This window comes from Chitinophaga varians, from assembly GCF_014529945.1.
Classification (GTDB): Bacteria; Bacteroidota; Bacteroidia; order Chitinophagales; family Chitinophagaceae; genus Chitinophaga; species Chitinophaga varians.
Window position 1 is genome coordinate 1158688 of record NZ_JACVFB010000003.1, and the last position, 21400, is coordinate 1180087.

Consider the following 21400-nt stretch of genomic DNA (forward strand, 5'->3'; position numbering starts at 1 on the left):
ACGGAGGGATTCTTCCCTCTGTTACCGTCTATTTTTTCCGTCCTACAAACCGGACCACCGCGCCTTTTCCAATATGAAACCTTCCTTCATTCAGCAGTATTTCTTCTTCCTGTAGCAGCAGGATATCGTAATTCCCGAAATCAGTGGCAATCTCTTCTATCGAGTAAAGGTCATCTGACTGCTGAGGCCCACCCACGGCGGGATTGGCAACCTTAAAACCGAGATGTTTTTTACTAAAAGCTTCAAAGATAATGACACCTCCCGGTTTAAGATAGGTATCCAGCTGTTGGTGGAATTGCGTTTTTTTATCTCCCGAAAAATGGGCATAGATCAGGCCCATAGCATCAAAGGAAGCTTTTTCAAATTGAAGGTCTTCAAGATTACCAACAATATAGTTCAGTGATACCTGTCGTTCTGCTGCCAGTTGCAGTGCTTTTGTTTTTCCGGCATCACTCTGGTCGAATGATGTTACCTGCCACCCCTGTTGTGCGGCAAACACGCCATTGCGGCCCTCTCCGTCGGCAGGCATCAGTATAGCGCCAGGCGTGAATTTGGGCAGCCATTCCCTGAAAAATTCATTAGGCTCCTTTCCATAGGCGAATCCTTCTTCCCCGTATCTTTCATCCCATTTCTGTTTCATAGTCAGTATGTTTTCTTCAAAGGTACGATGACGGTCCAGGAAGGTAGCAGGACAAAAATCGAATTCAACAGGACGGCGGTTAAGTTATTGTGGGACATTCGTTATATTGCTGATAACCTATATGAATTTGTCCCACCACAGATGAAAAAGAAAAGTCGCATTATATGCTATCACCTGCTCGCCTGGCTCCTGCTGTCAGTGGGATATTTTTTCCTGACAGCACCTCTTACGAACTACCTGTTTGCTGAAATTGCCGGGGTAGAATTATGGATAATTGTCACGCTCACAGGGCTGAGCCTCATTTTTATCGGCTGTCTTATTTCCTTGTCGATAAGACTTTGGAGGTGCAGCCGGGTACATTAACCTTTTTTATTCCTGAATGCTTCCGGCGTATATCCTGTCTGTTTTTTAAAGAAACGGATAAAGTAGGAGACATCTTCATAGCCCAATTGTGCAGCGATCTGGCTTATCTGTGCCGTGGTGGCCAACAACTGCCGCTTTGCCTCCAGCACGATCTGTTCATGGATCAGCTCAGAGGCGGTTTTACCCAATGCTTCCCGGGTGACCGCATTCAGCTGGTACAGCGAAAGATGTAGCATGGCAGCATACTGCGATGCCCTTTTATGCGTATGAATATGAGTTTCCAATAATTCCAGTAAGGCTTCCAGTCGCTCCTCCGTATAGATATTGGGGCTATCTTTTGCCGGTTGATGCTGTAACCGGAGCAGTGTTACCAGAAAGATATGCAGGCTGGACTGGATGACCTCCCGATATTGCTCTTCCTGCTGTTGGTATTCCCGGAAGATACCAGCCAGGACACGCAGGGCTTTCCCTTCCCTGTCGGGATACGTGTTGATAGCCCCGATACGACGCAGCAGCTGCACGTTGCGATAAAAGCCGGATGTAAACTGCATCATCCAGCCGGTGCTGCCGGCTTTGACCCGGAGCTGATGCACCTGCCCCGGCCGCAGAAAAAAGATCGTATGATTTTCCACCGGATAGGGCGTAAAATCTATTTCATGCTCCCCCGCACCTTTTTCCAATGCGAGCACATAAAAGAAATCATGCCGGTGCAGTTCCTGCACCATGTCCTTACCGGCCATCTTCTCCCCGATATCCTGTATATCGAAGTCCCGCCGATGGCCGCGCCGAATATTTCTAACCGGAATTTTTTTCATATCGATAGGTCAAGGTAACGATTTCCTGCTTTTGATTTTTCCCTTTCCCATAAAACAAATTCCCGATTGGATTACCTGCCAGCTGTTCGTCAAGATAATTTTGCGGAAATTTTACAACCAAACATGACGACTTCATTCAAAGCCATTGTTGCAGGCTTTTTTCTTTGCCTGATAACGCTGGCAGCAGTAGCGCAACAAACCATCAGCGGTACTGTACGATCTTCCGAAGGACCACTCAGACATGCCACTGTTCGGGTCAACGGCACTAAAGACGCAGCTTTTACAGACAAAGACGGTAAATATTCGTTATCTATCAACCGTGATACGTTTTCGCTGACGGTAAGCCTGATGGGCTATACCTCACAAACAAAATCTTTTGCCGCCGGTCAGGCAACTACGGCCGACTGGTCCCTGGAGCAAGCCTCCCGCGCACTCGGCGAGGTGATCGTATCTGCCAGCCGTAAGCCGGAATCACTGGACAATGTACCTTCTTCCGTAACGGTACTGTCCCGCAAAACACTGGAAGACAACCTGGCTGTAACATCCGATATCACGCAGATACTGGCCAACGAAGTACCCGGCCTGGCGCCCTCCGCACAAACCAACAGCAATGTGGGCCAGTCGCTCCGTGGCCGCTCCGTGCTCATCATGATCGATGGTATTCCTCAATCCACGCCGCTGCGCAACGGGGAGGTGGACCTCCGCTCCATCGATCCGGCCGTGCTGGAACGTATCGACGTCATCAAAGGTGCTACCGCCATCTACGGCAACGGCGCCTCCGGTGGCTTGATCAACTATATCACCCTCACCCCGAAAGACAATACGCCTATTGCAGGTAAAACCTCCGTCAACCTCACCGGTTCTCTCGCCGGCCTGAAAGGCAGCGTAGGCGGCCGTATCGGACAGTTATTACATGGGAAGCTCGGGAAATTCGACTATGCTGTGAGCGGCGTATACGAGCGTACCGGCGAATGGAAAGATGCCAAAGGGAAACTGATCGGCACCAACTACAGCCTCGGAGAAACCGACAGTTACAACGGCTTCGTGAAACTGGGCTATGCCCCGAACCGTCGCCAGCGTATCCAGCTAATGTATAACTACTACAGCAGCCAGCAAAATTCCAACTACACGCTGGTTAACGGTAACTATCTCACCGGTCAACCTGCTACTGGTGTATTAGGTAAACAGACTGGTAAACCAACAGGTATCAACGGTAACCATAACCTGCAATTATCCTGGCGTGCCGACAGCCTGATAGGCGGTACCAGCCTGCAAACAGATGCCTATTACGAATCACGGGACGACGTATTTTACGTTTCGCTGGGACGCTTTGAAGGCGGCGATGGGCAATCACACACGCTGTCAAAGAAGAAAGGTTTCCGTTTTATGTTCAACTCCCCGCTTACCAGCCAGGGCAGCCTGTCTTACGGCGCCGATTTTGTGAACGACATCACTTCCCAACCGCTGGTGGACGGCCGTATCTGGGTACCGGAGATGAACATGTTCAACGTGGCGCCTTTTGCAGAAGCCCAATGGAAACTGTTGGATGACCTGATCCTGAAAGGAGGTGTCCGTATGGAAAGGGTAAAAATCAGTGTAGCAGACTATACGACGCTGCGCATTACCAACGCCAACGGCCAAACGATCACGCCCAGCTTCGCTGTAAAAGGCGGCGATCTGACATACACTTCCACCCTGTTCAACGTAGGTGTCCGTTACAACCGCTTCCCGGCCTTCCAGCCATATGCCAGTTTCTCCCAGGGTTTCTCTGTGGCTGATGTAGGCCTCGCCCTGCGTGACGCCAAAGTGGACAACATCAGCAAAATAAATACAGAAGCGGTGCTGGTCAACAACTATGAACTGGGCTTCGTCAGCAAGGCGCAACAGTTCCGTTTTGAACTGACCGGCTTTGTCAGCACCTCCAAACTGGGTGCAGAAATGATATATGATGCGGCTACCGATTTGTTCAACGTTAGCCGCACGCCTGAGCGTATCTACGGTTTTGAAGCCACGGCGCATTATCAACCTGTTTCCAAACTGGACCTGAATCTGTCTTTCAGCTACGCAGAAGGCAAAGCAGATACCGGCCGCACCGGAGACTATAATATGTTCCTCAACAACCGCCGTATTGCTGCCCCTAAAATTGGTAGCAGTATTTTCTACCGCCCCCTGAGCGGACTGGAGTTACAGGTGCACTACAATGGCATCCTGAAACGTGACCGCTTCGACAAACTGCCCAGCGGATTGTACAAAGGCAACGAAGGTGTCGTCAATGCCTACCATCTGTTTAACTTCAATGCCAGCTACCGCGTAGCCCGCAACACCCTGCTCACATTAGGTATCGAAAACCTGTTCAACGCAGATTATTTCCCTGCCAGATCGCAATGGTTCATGATTCCGGGATTCTACGCTAAAGGAAGAGGAACAGCCTTTAATGTAGGCATTACCGTTAACTATTAAGTCGTCAGCCAACAATAAAAAAGGCCCTGGAGCATACGCTTCAGGGCCTTTTAGACAATTACGGGCCGCATTACTACGCCCTCTTTTATCAGGTTTTCAAGTTCTGTTCCTTATTTTACTCCGGCCGCTACACTTTTTCCGCCAGGCACTTTCAGTTCGATGAATGAAATGATTTGACCGCTGTTGTCTGTCCGGAAACTGGCGGCCCTGGCTACGTTCTGCACGACAATACGGTCATGCTTACCCGCGAAGGCCGCGCGCCAAAGCAGTGGTTGTCTGCCTGTATGCTGAAAGATGGTCTGTTTTCCCGTATGCGTCACCGTTATAGCTGCCTCCATCACCTTTAGTCCACGTACGGTAGCGGTATCCGCGGTGTTGCCTCTATAGAGCGTGGTAATGCGCTGTGAGGCAGCATCCGGCTCTATCCCCATCAGGCCATGGATAACACCTTCTACTACCCCGAAAGATACTTCGGGGTATTCCCGCCTCGGCGTCGCCGGATCGGACAGCCACAGGATATAATCGCGGGCCTGCTGCCAGTATCCTTGCTGGTAGCAGATCACCGGCATATAAGAAGTCGTTTCCACATTCCATTGACCGGCCAGCAGATGTGCCATGGTCTGGTTACTTCTGGCTGTATCTTTCAGTGCGTCGAACCAGAGCAGGAACATCTCCCCTTCTCCTGTTCCGAATTGACCGGCGCCGTTGTACCAGGTGTAGTAACGGCTATCGCGGGTATTCCACCAGCGGGCATCTATTTTTTCGCGGTATTGGTCTGCTTTTTTCTGATATAGCGCTGCTTTAATCGTGTCGCCATTCAGCTTTTGTATGGCAGCGAAGGAAGACAATCCGCGGTAGATGGCAGCAATAAGGTCCACGCCCATTTTCAGGTCTGGCACGTTTTCCACATAGGAGGCCAGGCCACGGCAACGATGGAAATAATCCTGTTTATTGAAAGGCACGGGGGCGTTGGGATGCAGTGGCCTGGTAAAAAGGGAATCCGGTTGCAACACCCATCGGTCGATGTACTCCTCCACCGTTTTATCAAAAAAATGGGTGAACACCGGATGCTGTATGTAGGACTTGTCGCCGGTCCAGCGGTATAACTTCCAGCAGGCGAACATCACATCGAAGTTGGCATTCAGGTTATACCAGAATTCGCGGTCGTTGCGGTAATCTTCCGGAGCGGGAAGCCCAAATTTGTTGATCTCCCAATAAGAGCACCAGTCTCTTTTCTCCGCTATATGTGCGGCAAATGCCCGCAGCATATTGCTGTTTTCTTTGTCGAGCCCGCAGATAGCCGCACCGATAGTCTGATGTGACACATCGCGCATGCAGAAGGCGTTGCGGGAAGGCAGGGCTGCTTCGTACCAAGGGCCAACGGGATCATTCGGATTGCCGCGGTAATGTTGTACCATGCCGGCAGCCCAGCGGTAAGCCTGCTGGACTGCCGTATCGGTGGTGGTAAAAACAGCTCCCTGAGAAAGGGCTGTGAGGCTGCTGCTGATGAGGCAGCACGCCAGTAGAAATCGTTTCATGGTTACGGTTGCTTCAATCGGAACATCACCACGTCATGTGGTTTGATAGTAGCGGTGAACGGCTTTTTGGTAGTGCCTTCGTTTTTGCCTGTCCATACGTTGTACAGGGTGTAGTTGATCTCCTGTTTCAGGGTATGATGGAAAATATCGTCCACCACGTCGGTCTGTTTCCAGTTGAAATTCACGCCTGCATCGTGGCTGCTGCGGTTCAGGAAACAAACGGCCCAGTCGCCCTTTTGCAATGGCTTGAACCATATCTGCAGACTGTCTGTATTCGAAAACCTGAAACCCTGTATGCCTAAAGGGTCCTGGTCGATGGCGATCACGTCTTTGTTAGTGAGTATTGCCTTGGTGGCAGGCGTCATTTTACGGATATCGTTGCCCGCCATCAGCGGAGCCGCCATCATGGCCCAGAGAGAGAAATGGGTCCTGTCTTCCGTATAGGTCATCCCGTTACCTACTTCCAGCATATCGGGATCATTCCAGCGATCGGGGCCGGCGTAGCGGCGCAGCGTGTCCTGTAAATCCGCGATGCGCATCACGCTGAGGGCATCCCAGGTACCATGGCTGTGAACGGAGTCAAACACCTGCCAGATATCTTCTGTGGTACGCCACAACTGCCCTACCGGCGCCCCCCACTCCCATGGTTTGTTGACGCCCCATTCGCACAGACTGAATATCATCGGGCGACCGGCTTTGCGCAGCGCATTGCTCATGGTAGTATAGGCTTCACGGGCGTTGATACCTTTGGTATTGCACCAGTCGTATTTCAGGTAATCGATGTTCCACGCTGCGTAGTTGCGGGCATCCTGGTATTCATACCCGCGGGTGCCGGGGTATTTGGCGCAGGTGAGCGTACCGGCGCAGTTGTACATGCCAAATTTCAGGCCTTTGCTGTGTACATAGTCCACCACAGCTTTAAGCCCGTGCGGGAATTTCTGCGGGTCGGGCACGAGATTACCCAGGCTATCGCGTTCCATGGTCATCCAGCCATCGTCCAGGACGAGGTAGACGTAACCGGCATCTCTCATACCGGACGACACCATGATGTCAGCCGTTTCCATGATCAGTTTTTCGCTCATGGCCGTCTGGAAAGTATTCCAGGTATTCCAGCCCATGGGAGGCGTAGGTGCCAGCCCTTCAAATTTCTGCGCGGTGGCGGTATGCATCAGTGCCAATGCCAATATACCGCATAACAGTTTTTTCATTTTTTTTCTGTGAGATGATGAACGATTAATCCTTACAACTGTTGGTAGCTTTTTCGCGGACAGAACAGCCCAGGAATGCTTCCGGCCCGATGCCGAGGTAACGCGGCGTACCATTGGCGTTGACCACACTGCCCGACATAAAGTCGCGGTACCAGTCCATCCACGGGAAAATGTAGTTGTACATTTCCGCGGCGTGCACCACCAGCCCGTCGCCCGCTTTGGCAGGCAGTTGCAGGCCTTTGTCCTGGTAGAAGTTTTCCCCTACGGTATGCAGCCATTCGTGCAGCCATACACCCGGATCATTGGTTTTGTAGTAGTTGATCCTGTCTGCCAGGCTGGTACCGGCGTCGAACTTCACGGTAACGTAGCCTGTTTTGATGTTTTCCTTGAGAGGGTTGGTCCATGCAAGGCCAAAGTAGCTGCTTTTAAAACTGCAGCTGCCTTCACTTTCGCGCCAGAAAACGAATACACAATCGTATGCGCCGGGCTGTATCTCCGGCATCAACGCCGCGATGGTGGAAGGTTCTACAGTGAAGTTCCCATTCGCTCCACGTGTAAGCGATACTGGTAGGGTGATATCTTTTCGGCTGATATCCCAGTGAATGGTGTTATAGGCGTATTTCTCAAAGTGTTGCTGGATGCTCCACCGGAAAAAGTCGTAGCCCATGTCCAGTTCTGTCTGGGAGAAGTGTGTGCTGCAATCGCCGGAAGAAGAAATTCCTTTTGTTTCGTATAGTCCTATCCATAGTGCTTTCCATACTTTGGGCGCGGGTTTGTCGGCCGTGGTAAGGTCCACGGTAGTAGCGGCCGTGACGTTACTTTCTTTCCGCAGGTACTGCCACGCGTTACGTAAGGCTACGCCGATCACGTGTTTGCCGCTGTTGACAGTGATGCTGCCGGGCGTCTGTGCGCCGGTGTAGGCACCGTCGAGGTAGATGTAGCCGGCTTCCGGAGCGGTAACGGCTACCTGTATTTTGTCGTGCTGACTACCACCGCCGTCGGGGGCAGTGCTTTTCCTGCACGCCCCCAGTATTACCAGCAGTAGTGTCATGATGCATCGGTGTTTCATGCGCTTGACCACTTTAACGGTTATCATTTATATCCTGGATTCTGAGGCAGGTTTGTTCTTCTGATCTCATCGCGGGGAATAGGCAGGAGATAATGCTCCGGCTTAAACACGCGGTCCTGTACTTTGATGACGGTATAGGTTTTAGAGCCGTCGGTGTTCTTCACGATCTTCATGCCATTCATTGGCTTGTTTTCCGTGTCATCAGCGATCTTCCAGCGACGTACATCATAGTAGCGGTGACCTTCGAGGCACAGTTCCACCTGTCTTTCATTCTGGATTTTCTTCAGCAGGGCCGGACCGGCAACAGCGAGGTTGGTGGTGATACCGGCGCGATGACGCAGCAAGTCCAGGTATTGACGCGCCACATCTTCATGTCCGAGATGAAATTCTGCTTCTGCATAGTTCAGGTATATCTCGGAAAGCCGTGCCACCACCCATATTTTGTTGGTCTGCGTTTCTACGTTGAAGTTATAGGTGGTGTCCTGGTATTTGCGGAAGCTGTAGCGGGTGAAGCTGGCGTTCCAGGTATCCCATCCTGTTTCGGAATCGAGGCCGCCTTCGTAGGTTTCCACTACATTGCTATGACCGGCGTTATAGCGGTCTTTGAAAAAATCCGGTCTGCCGTAAGGACGGCCGTCGCAGATGATATCCTGGTAAAAACGGGGATCGCGGTTGGCATATGGGTTCTGTGGATTGTATCCGGAAGCCGGATCGGTGATATCCGTACCGTCGGCCATACCGAAAGCGTCTACCAGTCCCTGGCTGGGTGCAAAAGAAGACCAGCCGTGGAAGCCGTTGGGCGACAGGAACATTTCCACACCCTGAAACGCATTCCACTGGTATTGTTTATTGGTGGCGCGGGTCATGATCAGCTCCGTATTGTAGGTAGTGAACAGGTTAGGATAAGCACCGGTAAACAATTGATAGTTTGGCATATCGATCACCGCTTTAGCGGCATTGGAAGCCAGTTGCCATCTGGCGTTGTCATTGCCGGTGTTCCATTGCGGGCTGGCAGCGTATAGCAGTATCCGTGATTTCAGGGCGAGGGCAGCGCCTTTGGTGGCCCTTCCCAGCTCAGCCGCGCCGTTACCGTAGCTACCGGGCAGCACGGTGGCGGCGGCATCACATTCTTTCACAACAAAGGACACACACTCATCAAAAGAACTACGGGACATGTCGAACTTACTGTTAAGATCGAACGGTTTTGTCACCAGTGGCACGCCACCGTAGTCGATGATGAGTTTAAAATAGGCATAGGCACGCAGATAGGTAATTTCAGCCTTTAACCGGTTACGCAGCACGTCGTCGCCCGGTACACCATCTATCTTTGAAAGGAAGAGATTACAATCCTGAATGCGTTTGTAGGTCTCTGCCCATATATCAAAGTTGTTCAGGTTGTCCGGCGTGAGGGAACCTGAATTCATGATGGAGGCATTGTAATCATCGAATCTGTTGTAGGCCTCATCGCAGGCGGAGGAGAGGGACCATGACCGGTTACTCAGGTTATCCCAGTAGTGACCGGCATTGGGCAGAATCGTATATTGAAAATCGGCAAAAGCTTCAGCGAGGCGCAGGTCTTTCCAGACAGATTCATCTGAGAAGGAATCCAATGGTACTTTATCCAGCACATCTTTCTGACAGGCCATTAAAAACATGGCTGTAAATAATGCAGCGCCTATTCTCCGGTATATTCTTTTCACAGTAAATAGATTTAAATGTCATAAAAGTGATTACAGGCCAATGCTGATACCAGCACGATAAACCCTTGTTTGTGGATAACCGGTACCGGTGATGTTGTTGGTTTCCGGATCGCGGTAGAATTTCTTCATCTTGTCAATGGAGAAGAGATTGAAGCCGCTCACAAACACCCGGATGTTTTCTATTCCGATGCTGCGGTACAGGTTTTTCGGGATGTTGTAGGAGATCTGTGCAGATTTCAGTCGAAGGAAAGAAGCGTCTACCAACCAGAAATCGGCATATACGGAATTCCTGGGGTCTTTTGAATTGAAGGCCCGGGGATAGGCTGCATTAGGATTGTCCGGTGTCCAGCGGCCGTCGTACAGCCATTGCGGCGGTGCTACCACGGAGCCCTGCATCTGCGGGAGGACCATCTGTTTGGCTTCTGTTTGTCCGGCCCATACCAGATCTACGGAGAGTCCTTTGTATTCGGCGCCCATGGTGATACCGAACACAATTTTCGGGGTGGCGGATTCGGGTATGCGCACCTGGTCATCATAGGTGATGGCGCCGTCGCCGTTTTTATCTACCAGCCACAGGTCGCCCGCTTTAGCGCCGGCCATATGTGGTGATTTGTCCACTTCGTCCTGGGTATGATAGATCCCTTTGGTTTCAAACACTACCCATGAATCGATCGGCAGGCCGGTAGATTTTTGGTAATCGGGGATATTGGGGGCTTCATCACGGAACAGCACTTTACTTTTGGCGTAGGTGAAGTTGACGCCCACATTATATTTCACGGCACGCGCCTGACCGTTGTAGTTGACAATGAAATCGAAGCCTCTGTTCAGCGTTCTGCCGATGTTTTCATCCGGCAGGGTAAGGCCGGTATACAGCGGCACGGATGCGTTTCTCGGTGCCAGGATGTCTTTACGCAGGTTGCGGAAATAATCCACGGTCACGCTTAAACGATTATTCAGCAATACCGCGTCCAGACCGAAGTTACGCGTATCCTGCTGCTCCCAGGTAATATTGGCGTTAGGCACAGAAGCCAGATAGAGTGCGGTGGCCTCGTTGAAGCCGGGGCCAAAATAAGTATTGTATTCTTTTGGATAGGAGAAATAGCTTGCGCTCATATTGCTCACCAGTGAATAGCGGGCGAGATAGAGGTATTTGGCCACAGCATCGCTCCCCATGATACCCCATGTAGCACGCAGTTTGAGGTTATCCACAAACTTCACATTGTCTTTGAAGAAATTCTCTTCAGAGATACGCCATCCGAGTGATACAGAAGGGAACATGCCCCAGCGTCTGTCTTTCGGGAAGTTAAAAGAACCGTTGTAGCGTCCTACCACTTCAGCGAGGTATTTATCCGCATAGGCGTAAGACACGCGGCCGAGGTAACTTTCACGGCCGTCCTGGCTGGCGCTGCCATTGGCGTTCTGGTCTACGGTACCGCCGGAGAAGAGCTGGTCCAGCTGATCGCTCAGCAGATTTTTGCGGAAGGCGACCGTCTGCCGGTAGGTAGAGGTAGTTTGTTCATATCCTGCAAAGGCGTTGATACTATGTTTTCCGAATGTTCTGTCGAAAGCAATTTTGTAGAAATAGGTGTTTTCGTTATAGGAGCGTTCATCCTGAGAAAGGCTCAGGATAGCGGTACTGGCTTTCTGGTTATTGTAGGTATTGGTAGAAAGGCTATAGGTATAGGCATCCCAGGGGCGGGTAAAATTTTTCTCGCTGCGCTGGTGGTAGTCGAAAGCGGCGTAACCGCTGAGGGACAAGCCTTTCAGGATAGCCGGCAGTTGCCAGTCGAACCCGATCTTAGGCTGTACAAAGAGGTCGGTCACGTTATCATATCCCGGCTCAGACGACATCATGGTGTAGGGGTTGCGGCCATTGGCGATACCAGCGGAAGGCAATCCGTTTGTCCAGTGTACAGGGATGAAAGGATACATGCTCACCGCTTCGTGCAGGATGCTTCCTGCGGAAAGCGCGGGGTATTTACGGTCTTCCTTTCTGGCGGCGATGTCCAGCGTCAGTTTCAGGTTTTTGGAAATAGACGCGTCAATATTGGAGCGCAGGTTATAGTTTTTAAAGTTCTCATCACTATTGGCCCAGTTGCTTTGCTGAGAGAGATATTGACCGGAGAGGAAAAATTTCACCGCTTCGCTGCCGCCTCTTACGGAAATGCTGTGGTTGGTTTGCGGAGCGTTTTTCCGGTACACCGCCCGCTGCCAGTCGGTGCTGGTATAGTTGGGGTCGTTGCCGGCTTTGTATTTTTCAATATCGGCCTGTGTATAAGGGATCGTGGTGTTCTGATATTTGCTCAGCTCATTGTAATAGGTCATGTACTGCCATGCATTCACGCGGTGGTCCATACGGGTCAGCTGCTGAATGTCATAGGAGCCTTCATAGGTGATGGTGGGTTTGCCCACTTTACCTCTTTTCGTGGTGATGAGGATCACGCCGTTGGCAGAGCGCACCCCGTAGATGGCCGCGGACGCATCTTTGAGGACCGTCACACTTTCAATATCGTTAGGATTGATACGGTCCATGTTTCTGTCGGGGATACCATCGATGATAATAAGCGGTGCGGTGCCGCCGCTGAAAGAGTTGAACCCTCTCACATACACAGAAGAGTAGTCGTCGCCCGGACGGCCGGAGCGGTTATTGGCGATCACGCCGGGGATGTGGCCTGCCAGTCCGTTGGACACGTTGGCGGTTGGCACCCGGGCAATTTCTTCTCCCTTGATGGTGGCCACAGAACCTGTGAGGGTCGCTTTTTTCTGGGTGCCATATCCTACTACCACCACTTCCTGTTGCTGTGCCACGGCCCTTTTCAGTACTACGTCGATGTGTACACGTTTACCGACCAGGACTTCCTGTTTTTCCATCCCGAGGAAGGTGAAGACGAGGATACCGGAGGAATTGTCCGGCATGTTGACCTGGAACTCGCCATTGTTGCCCGTCACGGCGCCGGCGGTGGCGCCTTTCAGCTGAATGGTGACGCCGATCAGCGGCTCGCCTTTTTCGTCTGTCACGCGGCCGCGGATGAGGGCAGCCGGCGCAGCGGAACGTTCATTAACGACCGGTGCAGCCACAGCAGCCGGTTTCCGGATAATGATCGTTTTATCGATGATCTCATAAGTGACAGGCTGATGTAGAAAACATTGTTTCAGCACCTCTTCCACCTGTGCGTTGTTCACTTCAATATCCACCTTGCCGGCTAGTTGCAGGAGGTTATTGTTGTAAACAAAATTGTAGCCGCCTTGCCGGCTGATCGCTTTGAACACGGTCCTGAGCGGAACATTTTTCAGCGAGAGCGTGATTGTTTGGGCGTTGGTAGCTGCATGTACCTGCAGCATAAGCGCCAGCATAAGAATAGATGTCAACCGCATGATCAACCCGATTTTGGCCATGAATGCCGTTTGCCGCCCTGGTTCAGGGGCATGGCAGTCTTTCAGTAATGTGGAATTACAAAGAACATTTTGCATACTTTTGTTAGAGTTTGGATGTAAACAATTAGCAGTCCCGAAAATGATTGTATAAGTGTCCTGATCCAACAAGCTGCCGGGTGGTGCCGCGAACACTGCCCGGTTTTTTATTGCATCTGATAACTGCCTGAATGGTTGTCTGTCTTGTCTTTATTTTTTTACGGTGATTGTTTTTCCATTGACTTCAAAATGCACGCCCCCACTCAATTCCAGGAAGCGTAGTAGTTTAGACAGGGGCACATCCCTGGATACTTCTATACTATAGGTATCGGTAATATTATCTTTAAAAATCACCTGTACATCATACCATCTGCTGATTTGTTGCATGATGTTTTCCAGTGGAATGTCATTACAGGAGAAGCGGCCGTTTTTCCAGGCCATCAATGCTTCGGTATCTATCTGTTCCAGTATGCGGATGCCCGCTTTTGTTTGCGCCTGCTGACCGGGCTTAAGTGTCACGGTATGACCCTGATGTGTGACGAGCACGCGGCCTTCGAGCAGGGTTGTTTTCACTGCCCCGTCGTCCATATAGGAATTGACGTTAAAATTTGTGCCCAGTACCGTTACTTCAGCCTGTGGTGCTGATACCTTAAAAGGGCGTGACTGTTGCGGGGCCACTTCAAAGTAGGCCTCCCCGGTTACTTCCACGCGGCGCTCGTGAGCCGGGAAAGTAGTGGGAAAACGCAGGGATGATGCAGCATTGAGCCATACTTTGGAACCATCCGGCAATACAATGCTGAACTGGCCGCCACGGGGCGTAAAAACGGTATTGTATACAATGTCTTTCTCATTGGCGTTCGTGCCATCGTAGGCGAGTTGCCCGTGGCCGGTCTGGGATACGGTAGCGTTGCCCTGCCGCGCCAGCATGCCTTTGTGTGTGCTATCGAGCGTCACGTAGCTGCCGTCAGCCAGCAGCAGCGTGGCTTTGTTGCCCCCCGGCGGCACATCCTGACGGGCCAGAGCCGAACGATGACCGGTGAACCGGTGTCCGGTCGCGAAATACGCCGCTACGCCGGCCAGCACGATCACCATGGCCGCCACGGCAGCTTTCCACAGGGAGACGCGACGCCTCGCCGGTGGCGGCATCACGGATGTTTCCTGCGCCTCCGCTTTCCGGAGGATACTACGGAAAATAACGTCCTTCTTCTCTGCATCCGTGGGCGTGGCATAGGCGCCGCCAGCCAGCGCCTGTTGCAGCTCCTGCAAAAATGTATCCTGATGTGTATCCTGTTGCAGCGCAGCGATCAGTTCTTTCAGTTCCTCCGGCGGAAGGGAATTATCGAGATAGCGCTGCAGCAGTGCTTTCAAACGTGCCTGTTCCATGGGCAATGGTGGTTGCTGTGTCTATAAAGACACAGATAAAAGGTGATGGTATGAGTTGGAAGAAAATTTTTTTTTCAACGGGCAGTCATCGCCATAAAATAAAAGAGAAGCAGCATTTCGATGGTAGCATGTTCCCGCAGGTACGTGCGGATAAGGTGCAATGCTTTGTTCATATGACTTTTTACGGTATGCCGGGAAATATGCAGGGCATCTGCAATCTCTTCCTGGCTAAGGCCTTGCTGACGGCTCATGCAGTATACGGAACGTTGTTGCGGTGGCATCTGGTCTACCGCCTGCGCCACCAGTGTTTCCAGTTCGTTGCATAACAGGCGTTTGTCCGGCGTGTCTGCAGCGGTCAGATGGTTGGCTGCATAGTCCAGCAGATGATCGGTAAAAGAAGTGAGCTGTATTTTTTTGCGGAAAGTATTGAAGATATGGTTGCGTGCCACCATAAACAGATAGCCTTCGAAATTGGTCACTGCTGCCAGTTTATCCCGTTTCAGCCACAGCTTCACGAAAACGTCCTGCGCCATCTCTTCTGCCGTGGTAGCTGATTTGGTTAATGCCAAAGCAACCCCGTGAACGGTATCCCAATATCGGTCGAAGAGTGTCCGGAAAGCCGTTTCATCACCCTGGGCCACTTTTTTAAAAAGGGCCGTATCATCATATAGTAGGACGGTTGGCAATTTTAAAACAGATAAAACCGGCCGGTCATTATCCAAAACCCATCCGGTATGCGATCAATTATTTTGGTTGTAAATTTCTTCCAAGGTATTAAATTTAAGAGGATTTCAAAGCACCTTGTTCTCAGAAATTACCCGCTTCTTCTCAAATATTATCCTCCCGGGAGACTTAAAAAAGTGATTTTTTGCAGCTTTTTTGCTGAAAAGTATCAGCGCCGATGACGCCGTAGTAGGCTAACTTTGCATCCGGTATGAACGAAATAACCGCAAGCCCAACGTGGTATGTCAATGACGCAGCTTTTGACTGGCTGTATCCGCAACGAATTCAACAATTATCAAGACGACACTGGACACCGGTGGAGGTAGCCCGCAAAGCAGCCCGCTTTCTGGCTACCGGCCTGGGCAACCGTATCCTCGATGTAGGCAGCGGCGTAGGGAAGTTCTGCCTGATAGGCGCTCACCATTACCCGGAAAGTACTTTCTATGGCGTCGAACAACGCAAAGAGCTGCACAACTTCGCCCGTTCCGCACAACGGCTGACAGGCGTTGAAAACGCACAGTTTATTCATGGAAATGTTACCCAGATAGACTTCGACGACTTCGACCACTTCTACTTTTACAACGCATTTTTTGAGAACCTGGCCGAAGATGGTCATATCGATCAGGACACAGAATACTCCGCCAGCCTGTATCATTACTATTGCCGGCAAATGTTTCAGGGACTGGCCCATAAACCAGGCGGCACCCGCGTAGTCACTTTCCACAGCCTCGAAGATGAAATACCGCCCACCTATCAGCTGGTAGACGCTAGTGTGGATTTCCTTTTAAAAATGTGGGTAAAACGATCTTAAAAAAAATCATCATGATAACAGAGAAGCATATATCAATTATTGAAGCATTAAAACAGGCCACAGACAAACAACAGGTGATGCAAATTATTTCCGGCATCACCAACGATGATATGGCTGCTCAACTGCAAACATGGCTGGAACAGCAGTCCCCGCTGGAATGGGACAGTACCCAATGGAGCAGCTTCCGTTATGCACTGATCTGTCTCCGGGGATGCCCGGAACTGCAATAAAACAGCTCTTCCCCCATGCTGCGCCACACCGGAAGAAAAAGAAGTTACAAACATAACCTACGACTGGCGGTACTACTGTGTTTTACTGCAGGAATGGTAAATGCGGCGGGGCTTTTCGCCTTCGCCGTGCTTACCACCAATGTGACCGGGCACGCCGCGCTGTTGGCCCACAAGCTCGCCACCGGCGATTTCAGGGCGGCCCGGATGGTGGCGTTATGGTTGTTGCTTTTTCTGGCAGGCGCTTTTTTCTCTAGCCTCTTTTCTGCTAAAACAGGTCCTTTCAGGCGATGGGGCTATATGGTCCCCATCCTCTGCGAGATGATTATCCTCATACTGGTGGGCACATTCGGGCATACCTATCAGCAAAGTATCCTGCAAACAGAATACTTTGCAGGCAGCCTCCTTTTTGCGATGGGTATGCAGAATGCGCTGGTATCCACTATTTCGGGGTATGTGGTACGTACTACGCACCTGACGGGCATGTTTACCGATCTTGGTATAGATCTTCACACGCTGTTATTCAATCCATCACCACACAATACGGATGTCCGGAAAAAAATCATTCTCCGGCTGGTGATCATTTTCTTTTTTCTGGGCGGTGGTATCGTAGGCGGGTATGCTTTTCTGCGGCTGTCTTATTACACATTTTATTTGCCGGCAGGCGTATTGGTCATTGCCCTGTTTTATGACCTGTTCCGGGTACGGCTAAGGAAGATGGTACGGCGCATGAATGCGCCGGCTGCGGCATAATTCAGGAATAACTGGCAATCACCATCAGTTTATCCACATCGCGAATGATGATTTTGCGGCCCCGTGTTTCCACGATGCCTTCTTCCCTGAAAGCAGTCAGCGCCCGGATCACGTTTTCACGGGCTGTTCCTACCAGGTTGGCCAGATCTTCCCTGTTCAGATTGATGGCATCATCCCGGAACTTTTCCCGCATAATCAGCAGCTGTAGCGCCAGTCGCTCCCTGACCGTCTTTTGGGCGAACATGGTCAGGTTGTTCACCAGCACTGCAAACTCATGGCTCAGCGTGGTCAACAGCCGGGTGGTGAGCAAAGATGAATGGTCCAGCGCATCGAGGAAATCTTCTTTCGGTATAAAAGCAATCGTGCTTTTCTCCAGCGCAGCAGCGGTATCGGGGTAACGCTCTTCAGAGAGCACCGCATGATAGCCCAGCAGTTGCCCGGTATGCGCCAGGGTAACGATCTGCTCCTTCCCTTCTCTGTCGGCTTTGTATTTTTTTACTTTCCCTTTGACAATATAAAATATCCCGGAAGGGAAAGCCCCTTCACGGAAAAGGATTTCATGCTGCTCATAGGTCCGTTCGGACTTATGGAGCATCAGCCGGTCGTATACCTCCTGCGGGAGGTCCATCAACACGGACTCGCTTCTGAAATCCCACTGATCTATCGGGAAGATGCCTTTGCTCATTGCGGCCAAAACTAGCATTTTAAAATTAAAATTTACCTTTGGCCTGCTATGAGTTTATCTGGCTTGTTTCCTATCGACAAATGGAATTTCCGGTCCCGGTCTGTGTTGAGCAACCTGCCGGAAGAAGAACATGCTGCCCTTACCGCACTGATGACCACCCAGCGTTATAACAAGGGAGAAGTGATATTCCGGGAAGCCGCGCCCGCCTTTGGCATCTATTATATCCAAAAAGGCAAGGTCAAAAAATACCGGGTTGATAAAGACGGAAAAGAACAGATCATTTATGTGGCCAATACTGGTGAACTCGTAGGTTACCACGCCATTCTCGCGGGAGGCCGCTATCCGGACTCTGCCGCCACGCTGGAAGAAAGCATGATTGCTTTTATCCCGAAAGATGACTTCCTGCAACTGCTGAACCGCTCCGGCAGCCTCGCCCGGCGACTGCTCAAAACACTGAGCCATGAATTTACGGTGCTGACCAACAGCATTTCTGCTTTCACTCACCGGTCGGTACAGGAGCGGTTAGCCATTACGCTGATTGTTTTACGGGAGAAGTTTAAAGACGAAACGCCGGCGGGCGAAGACATCCTGATACAGATGCCCCGCACCGACCTAGCCAACATGGTAGGTACGGGCGTTGAGAACGTGACCCGCTTTTTATCCGCTTTCAAACAAGCCGGTGTGCTTACTATCGCCGGTAAAAAGATCTGCATCACCGACGTAAAAAAGCTGGTGGAAATTTCCGGCTGCGGTGAACCTTTACAGCCCTGAAGCTTATTTTCTGATATCCCGGTAAGGCCGCCCCGGTGAGATCTTGTAGGTCCCTGCTTTTGCGGGGAAAGACCAGCTGTTTTTCCCTGCGGCGATATTGGTTGTGGCTACTATTTTACCATGATCATCCTCTATATTCCAAAAGCCGGGAGCGAGACCGGTCATTACCACCTCGTAAGGCTGGTCGCCGGGAATCACGAGATCGAACGCAATATCAATGAAGCCGGAGCCGGAAGCCATCACCACCATGCGGTTGCCTATCGTGATCACATACCGCTGCGCAGCTTCGTAGTAGCTTACCGGTAGCGGTGTGGCATTTTCACGGGCCATCTGGAAAACTGTCAGGAAGCGGTCCTGCTGCTGTGCTGTTTTAGGCGATACCATCACGCGGTATACCGCCGGAGAGCTCACATGGTAAGGGTTTCCGAAAGTACTGGTGGCACTATCGCCGCTCAATATTTCCGTCTGCCTGTTTTCCGGGGCCGGCAGTAACATTTGCATATGTGTTTTACCCGTGATGCCCTTCACCGCGTTGTGCAACACGAAGCCGGTGCTGGTGGGCATGGGCTGTTGCAGCGTGGTGATCTGCCAGTATTTTTTGAAAGATGACTGCGCGGTGGTCATATCATCCGTGAGGATGATGACCGCAGGGATATCATCGCGGCCGAGGTCGAGGAAACAAAAACCGCGGGTGTATCGTTGCATTTTGGCGGAGTAGGCAGCCGTGAGATCTGCATTAAAATAGCTGTAGCCGGGTTGTTCCGGAGTAACGGGGTGATAACTGGCGGAAACTACTGTGCCGTAGTTAAACCACGGATCCGTCGTTGTTTCCTGCGGCGTTACCGGAAAGCGCTGACTGAAGCGGGAACCGCCATCATTGGCTTTGGTGCGGAATAGCAACGGTTCAGCCGGATCAATGGCCAACATCATGCTATGGGAAACAGACCGTTTGTTAAAATTAAAATCATACGGCGTACCATAAGAAAGGTACAGTCCTATATGGCCCAGTTGCATGCCGTGGTAGTATATTTCCAGTGCGCCGGCATCGGCATGTTGGTGATTGCCGAAATGATAACCGCCGCCTTTGATCTGCGCGACCACCTCGTTGCTGCCGGGCTGATTGTTCCAGCCGGTACGGGCTATCATGCTACCGATAACAGGACCGAAGTCTTTGGTGAGCGGCAGTGACGCGAGGCTCGTATCCGGTTTCAACGCGGGGTCATTGACCAGCAGGAACAGCACCGGATTGTCCGGCAGGCCACCTTCTCTTTCAAATTCGGCTTTCAGTATCGGGTCGTTGGCGTATGCGTAGCAGAGCAGCATGGTCTGCGGCTGTTTCCAGTAGCTGGTCTGCCGGTTGGCGCGTACACTGAACATGTCGCCATCGTGTAGCATGGTGCCATCTGGCAGGCGCATATAGAGCCACCAATAAGGCAGATTTTTGATGTTGTCATCAAAAACGGGGTGGCCGGTCATGCGCTGCAACAACCATGCGGCGTGCATTTCCCAGCCGAAGCGATAGGCGCCGTAGTCTACGCCCTGGTTGTGCCGGGGCGAAGCATATTCAAACTTCCGCATCGGCACCAGTTGTTCGAGGATGATGTAGGCAGTATATTGATAAGGCAGCGGGTCTTCATCATAGATGGCGATGCTCATGGCCAGCAGGTCGCGGTTGACCTGCGCTTCGTTACCATGACCGTTGATCGCGCTGTTGTCGAACGGCGGCCAGCCTATTTCCATTTCGCGGGCCTGCCGCATCAGGTGATAACGCAATGTTTGTTTGGTGGGTTGGTCCAGCAGGGCGTAGCACCAGTCATACACCAGTGCGCCGGTGTAGATGGCGCGGCCTACTTCACGGGTGATATCACCATATTTCACGTTACCGAATTCCAGCATCGTGAGGTAGTGCGTGATCAGTTGCACAGCCTGGCGACCAATAATAGTGTCACCGGTCATGAGATAATAGAACGCTTTGCTTTCGGCGGCCTGCTCCAGTGCGGCGTTGTAGAACACTTCCCTTTCCGGATCAAAGGGGAAGGTGAATGGGCGCAGCGCTGTTGTTTTCACTTTCTCCCAGGCCGCTTTATTTTCTCCGGTAAGAAGACGGGATTTAATAACAGGTAGTGTTTCTTCGTTTAGCCATAACCGTGGTCTTTCCTTACGCGGCACCATCGTGGGTTTATATTGTTGCGCGGCGGCCGGCACGGCTGGCGGCGTATAAGGCCGGAAGGCGATGTATTGCAGGCGGATGCCTTTAGGCAGCCATATCTTCACCTGTTGCTGCGGGGCAGACAGGTCAAATTTGCCTGCTACCTGAATAGCATGGTTCCAGCTATCGAATACAATGCGTTGGGTAGGACGTTGTCCGGGGAATTGTATTTTGATGCGGGCTGTTTCCACTTTTCCTATTTGCACGAGGGAGTCGAGATTTTGTTCCGTGACAGCGCAGGTGATCATTTCGTAGGTGCCTGGCCGTGGGAGGCTAACGGAAAATATCAGATCGGCGGGCGTTTGGCTGCTGTCGACGGTGGCGGTACTGTTTTTCTTCAGGGCGGCCCATCTGATCTTACCAGGCCCTTTCAACAGTTCAGTTGTGCGATGGTTGAGCATTGCTTTATCCACATTCCATTGCAGTTGCTGTGCAGTACCCATGCTGCATAACAATACCCCCACCCAAATCAGGACAAGGCACTTACTATTATTAACAATACACATGCTGGTCGATAATTACATTCACAGATAATGAAGCCGTTACAATGATAGAGACATTTTGTATACAAAACAAGATAAATCCAGTAAACAAAACTGTCTTATCAAGCCCAAAAATAAGTGTATTCTGTACC

The 21400-nt window shown here is 51.3% G+C and carries 16 protein-coding genes; 5 read left to right on the forward strand and 11 right to left on the reverse strand.

Going from position 1 to position 21400, the window contains the following annotated elements:
* Positions 1-28: 28 nt before the first annotated feature.
* Together ICL55_RS19220 and ICL55_RS19225 are read right to left on the reverse strand one after the other, a co-directional pair.
* The gene (locus ICL55_RS19220; RefSeq protein WP_188100153.1) at positions 29-640 is read right to left on the reverse strand and encodes a class I SAM-dependent methyltransferase; all 612 of its coding nucleotides are present in this window, start codon (positions 638-640) and stop codon (positions 29-31) included.
* 359 nt (positions 641-999) lie between these two features.
* Positions 1000-1818, reverse strand: coding sequence for an AraC family transcriptional regulator (locus ICL55_RS19225; RefSeq protein WP_188100155.1), 819 nt, complete (start codon positions 1816-1818; stop codon positions 1000-1002).
* A 123-nt stretch (positions 1819-1941) separates the two neighbouring features.
* Here ICL55_RS19225 and ICL55_RS19230 point away from each other — a divergent pair, with 123 nt between their 5' ends.
* Positions 1942-4278, forward strand: a complete 2337-nt coding sequence (locus ICL55_RS19230; RefSeq protein ID WP_188100157.1) for a TonB-dependent receptor — start codon at positions 1942-1944, stop codon at positions 4276-4278.
* A 110-nt stretch (positions 4279-4388) separates the two neighbouring features.
* Here the strand turns inward: ICL55_RS19230 and ICL55_RS19235 are convergent, their stop codons facing one another.
* The 7 genes from ICL55_RS19235 to ICL55_RS19265 all read right to left on the reverse strand — a co-directional run bounded on the left by ICL55_RS19235 (position 4389) and on the right by ICL55_RS19265 (position 15273).
* Entirely contained in the window at positions 4389-5816 is a 1428-nt protein-coding gene (locus ICL55_RS19235) for a glucosidase family protein (protein WP_188100159.1), read from the reverse strand.
* Between the two features lie 2 nt (positions 5817-5818).
* Complete coding sequence (locus ICL55_RS19240; protein ID WP_188100161.1) at positions 5819-7024, reverse strand: glycoside hydrolase family 27 protein; 1206 nt, start codon at positions 7022-7024, stop codon at positions 5819-5821.
* 25 nt (positions 7025-7049) lie between these two features.
* Entirely contained in the window at positions 7050-8075 is a 1026-nt protein-coding gene (locus tag ICL55_RS19245; protein ID WP_223151506.1) for a hypothetical protein, read from the reverse strand.
* A 41-nt stretch (positions 8076-8116) separates the two neighbouring features.
* Entirely contained in the window at positions 8117-9793 is a 1677-nt protein-coding gene (locus tag ICL55_RS19250) for a RagB/SusD family nutrient uptake outer membrane protein (protein ID WP_188100165.1), read from the reverse strand.
* Positions 9794-9823: 30 nt separating this feature from the next.
* On the reverse strand, positions 9824-13264 hold the full coding sequence (locus tag ICL55_RS19255; protein WP_188100167.1) for a TonB-dependent receptor: 3441 nt from the start codon (positions 13262-13264) through the stop codon (positions 9824-9826).
* Between the two features lie 150 nt (positions 13265-13414).
* Positions 13415-14587, reverse strand: a complete 1173-nt coding sequence (locus tag ICL55_RS19260) for a FecR domain-containing protein (RefSeq protein WP_188100169.1) — start codon at positions 14585-14587, stop codon at positions 13415-13417.
* 74 nt (positions 14588-14661) lie between these two features.
* The gene (locus tag ICL55_RS19265) at positions 14662-15273 is read right to left on the reverse strand and encodes an RNA polymerase sigma factor (protein WP_188100171.1); all 612 of its coding nucleotides are present in this window, start codon (positions 15271-15273) and stop codon (positions 14662-14664) included.
* A gap of 248 nt (positions 15274-15521) precedes the next feature.
* Between ICL55_RS19265 and ICL55_RS19270 the strand changes: the two genes are divergently transcribed.
* Genes ICL55_RS19270 through ICL55_RS19280 form a run of 3 tightly spaced genes read left to right on the forward strand, consistent with a single transcriptional unit; the run spans position 15522 to position 17101 of the window.
* On the forward strand, positions 15522-16121 hold the full coding sequence (locus tag ICL55_RS19270; RefSeq protein ID WP_188100173.1) for a methyltransferase domain-containing protein: 600 nt from the start codon (positions 15522-15524) through the stop codon (positions 16119-16121).
* Between the two features lie 11 nt (positions 16122-16132).
* Complete coding sequence (locus tag ICL55_RS19275; RefSeq protein WP_188100176.1) at positions 16133-16351, forward strand: hypothetical protein; 219 nt, start codon at positions 16133-16135, stop codon at positions 16349-16351.
* A gap of 15 nt (positions 16352-16366) precedes the next feature.
* A complete protein-coding gene (locus tag ICL55_RS19280) occupies positions 16367-17101 on the forward strand; it encodes a YoaK family protein (protein ID WP_188100178.1) in 735 nt (244 codons plus the stop codon).
* A 1-nt stretch (position 17102) separates the two neighbouring features.
* Here the strand turns inward: ICL55_RS19280 and ICL55_RS19285 are convergent, their stop codons facing one another.
* On the reverse strand, positions 17103-17786 hold the full coding sequence (locus tag ICL55_RS19285; RefSeq protein ID WP_188100659.1) for a Crp/Fnr family transcriptional regulator: 684 nt from the start codon (positions 17784-17786) through the stop codon (positions 17103-17105).
* Positions 17787-17834: 48 nt separating this feature from the next.
* Here ICL55_RS19285 and ICL55_RS19290 point away from each other — a divergent pair, with 48 nt between their 5' ends.
* Positions 17835-18557, forward strand: coding sequence for a Crp/Fnr family transcriptional regulator (locus ICL55_RS19290; RefSeq protein WP_188100180.1), 723 nt, complete (start codon positions 17835-17837; stop codon positions 18555-18557).
* Positions 18558-18560: 3 nt separating this feature from the next.
* Here ICL55_RS19290 and ICL55_RS19295 read toward each other — a convergent pair whose 3' ends face one another.
* The gene (locus ICL55_RS19295) at positions 18561-21209 is read right to left on the reverse strand and encodes a hypothetical protein (protein ID WP_188100182.1); all 2649 of its coding nucleotides are present in this window, start codon (positions 21207-21209) and stop codon (positions 18561-18563) included.
* Between the last annotated feature and the right edge of the window lie 191 nt (positions 21210-21400).

Coding starts and splice junctions, on each gene's coding strand:
- ICL55_RS19220 (WP_188100153.1), bottom strand. CDS start 640: ATGAAACAGAAATGGGATGAAAGATACGGGGAAGAAGGATTCGCCTAT.
- ICL55_RS19225 (WP_188100155.1), bottom strand. CDS start 1,818: ATGAAAAAAATTCCGGTTAGAAATATTCGGCGCGGCCATCGGCGGGAC.
- ICL55_RS19230 (WP_188100157.1), top strand. CDS start 1,942: ATGACGACTTCATTCAAAGCCATTGTTGCAGGCTTTTTTCTTTGCCTG.
- ICL55_RS19235 (WP_188100159.1), bottom strand. CDS start 5,816: ATGAAACGATTTCTACTGGCGTGCTGCCTCATCAGCAGCAGCCTCACA.
- ICL55_RS19240 (WP_188100161.1), bottom strand. CDS start 7,024: ATGAAAAAACTGTTATGCGGTATATTGGCATTGGCACTGATGCATACC.
- ICL55_RS19245 (WP_223151506.1), bottom strand. CDS start 8,075: ATGACACTACTGCTGGTAATACTGGGGGCGTGCAGGAAAAGCACTGCC.
- ICL55_RS19255 (WP_188100167.1), bottom strand. CDS start 13,264: ATGCAAAATGTTCTTTGTAATTCCACATTACTGAAAGACTGCCATGCC.
- ICL55_RS19260 (WP_188100169.1), bottom strand. CDS start 14,587: ATGGAACAGGCACGTTTGAAAGCACTGCTGCAGCGCTATCTCGATAAT.
- ICL55_RS19270 (WP_188100173.1), top strand. CDS start 15,522: ATGAACGAAATAACCGCAAGCCCAACGTGGTATGTCAATGACGCAGCT.
- ICL55_RS19275 (WP_188100176.1), top strand. CDS start 16,133: ATGATAACAGAGAAGCATATATCAATTATTGAAGCATTAAAACAGGCC.
- ICL55_RS19280 (WP_188100178.1), top strand. CDS start 16,367: ATGCTGCGCCACACCGGAAGAAAAAGAAGTTACAAACATAACCTACGA.
- ICL55_RS19285 (WP_188100659.1), bottom strand. CDS start 17,786: ATGAGCAAAGGCATCTTCCCGATAGATCAGTGGGATTTCAGAAGCGAG.
- ICL55_RS19290 (WP_188100180.1), top strand. CDS start 17,835: ATGAGTTTATCTGGCTTGTTTCCTATCGACAAATGGAATTTCCGGTCC.
- ICL55_RS19295 (WP_188100182.1), bottom strand. CDS start 21,209: ATGGGTACTGCACAGCAACTGCAATGGAATGTGGATAAAGCAATGCTC.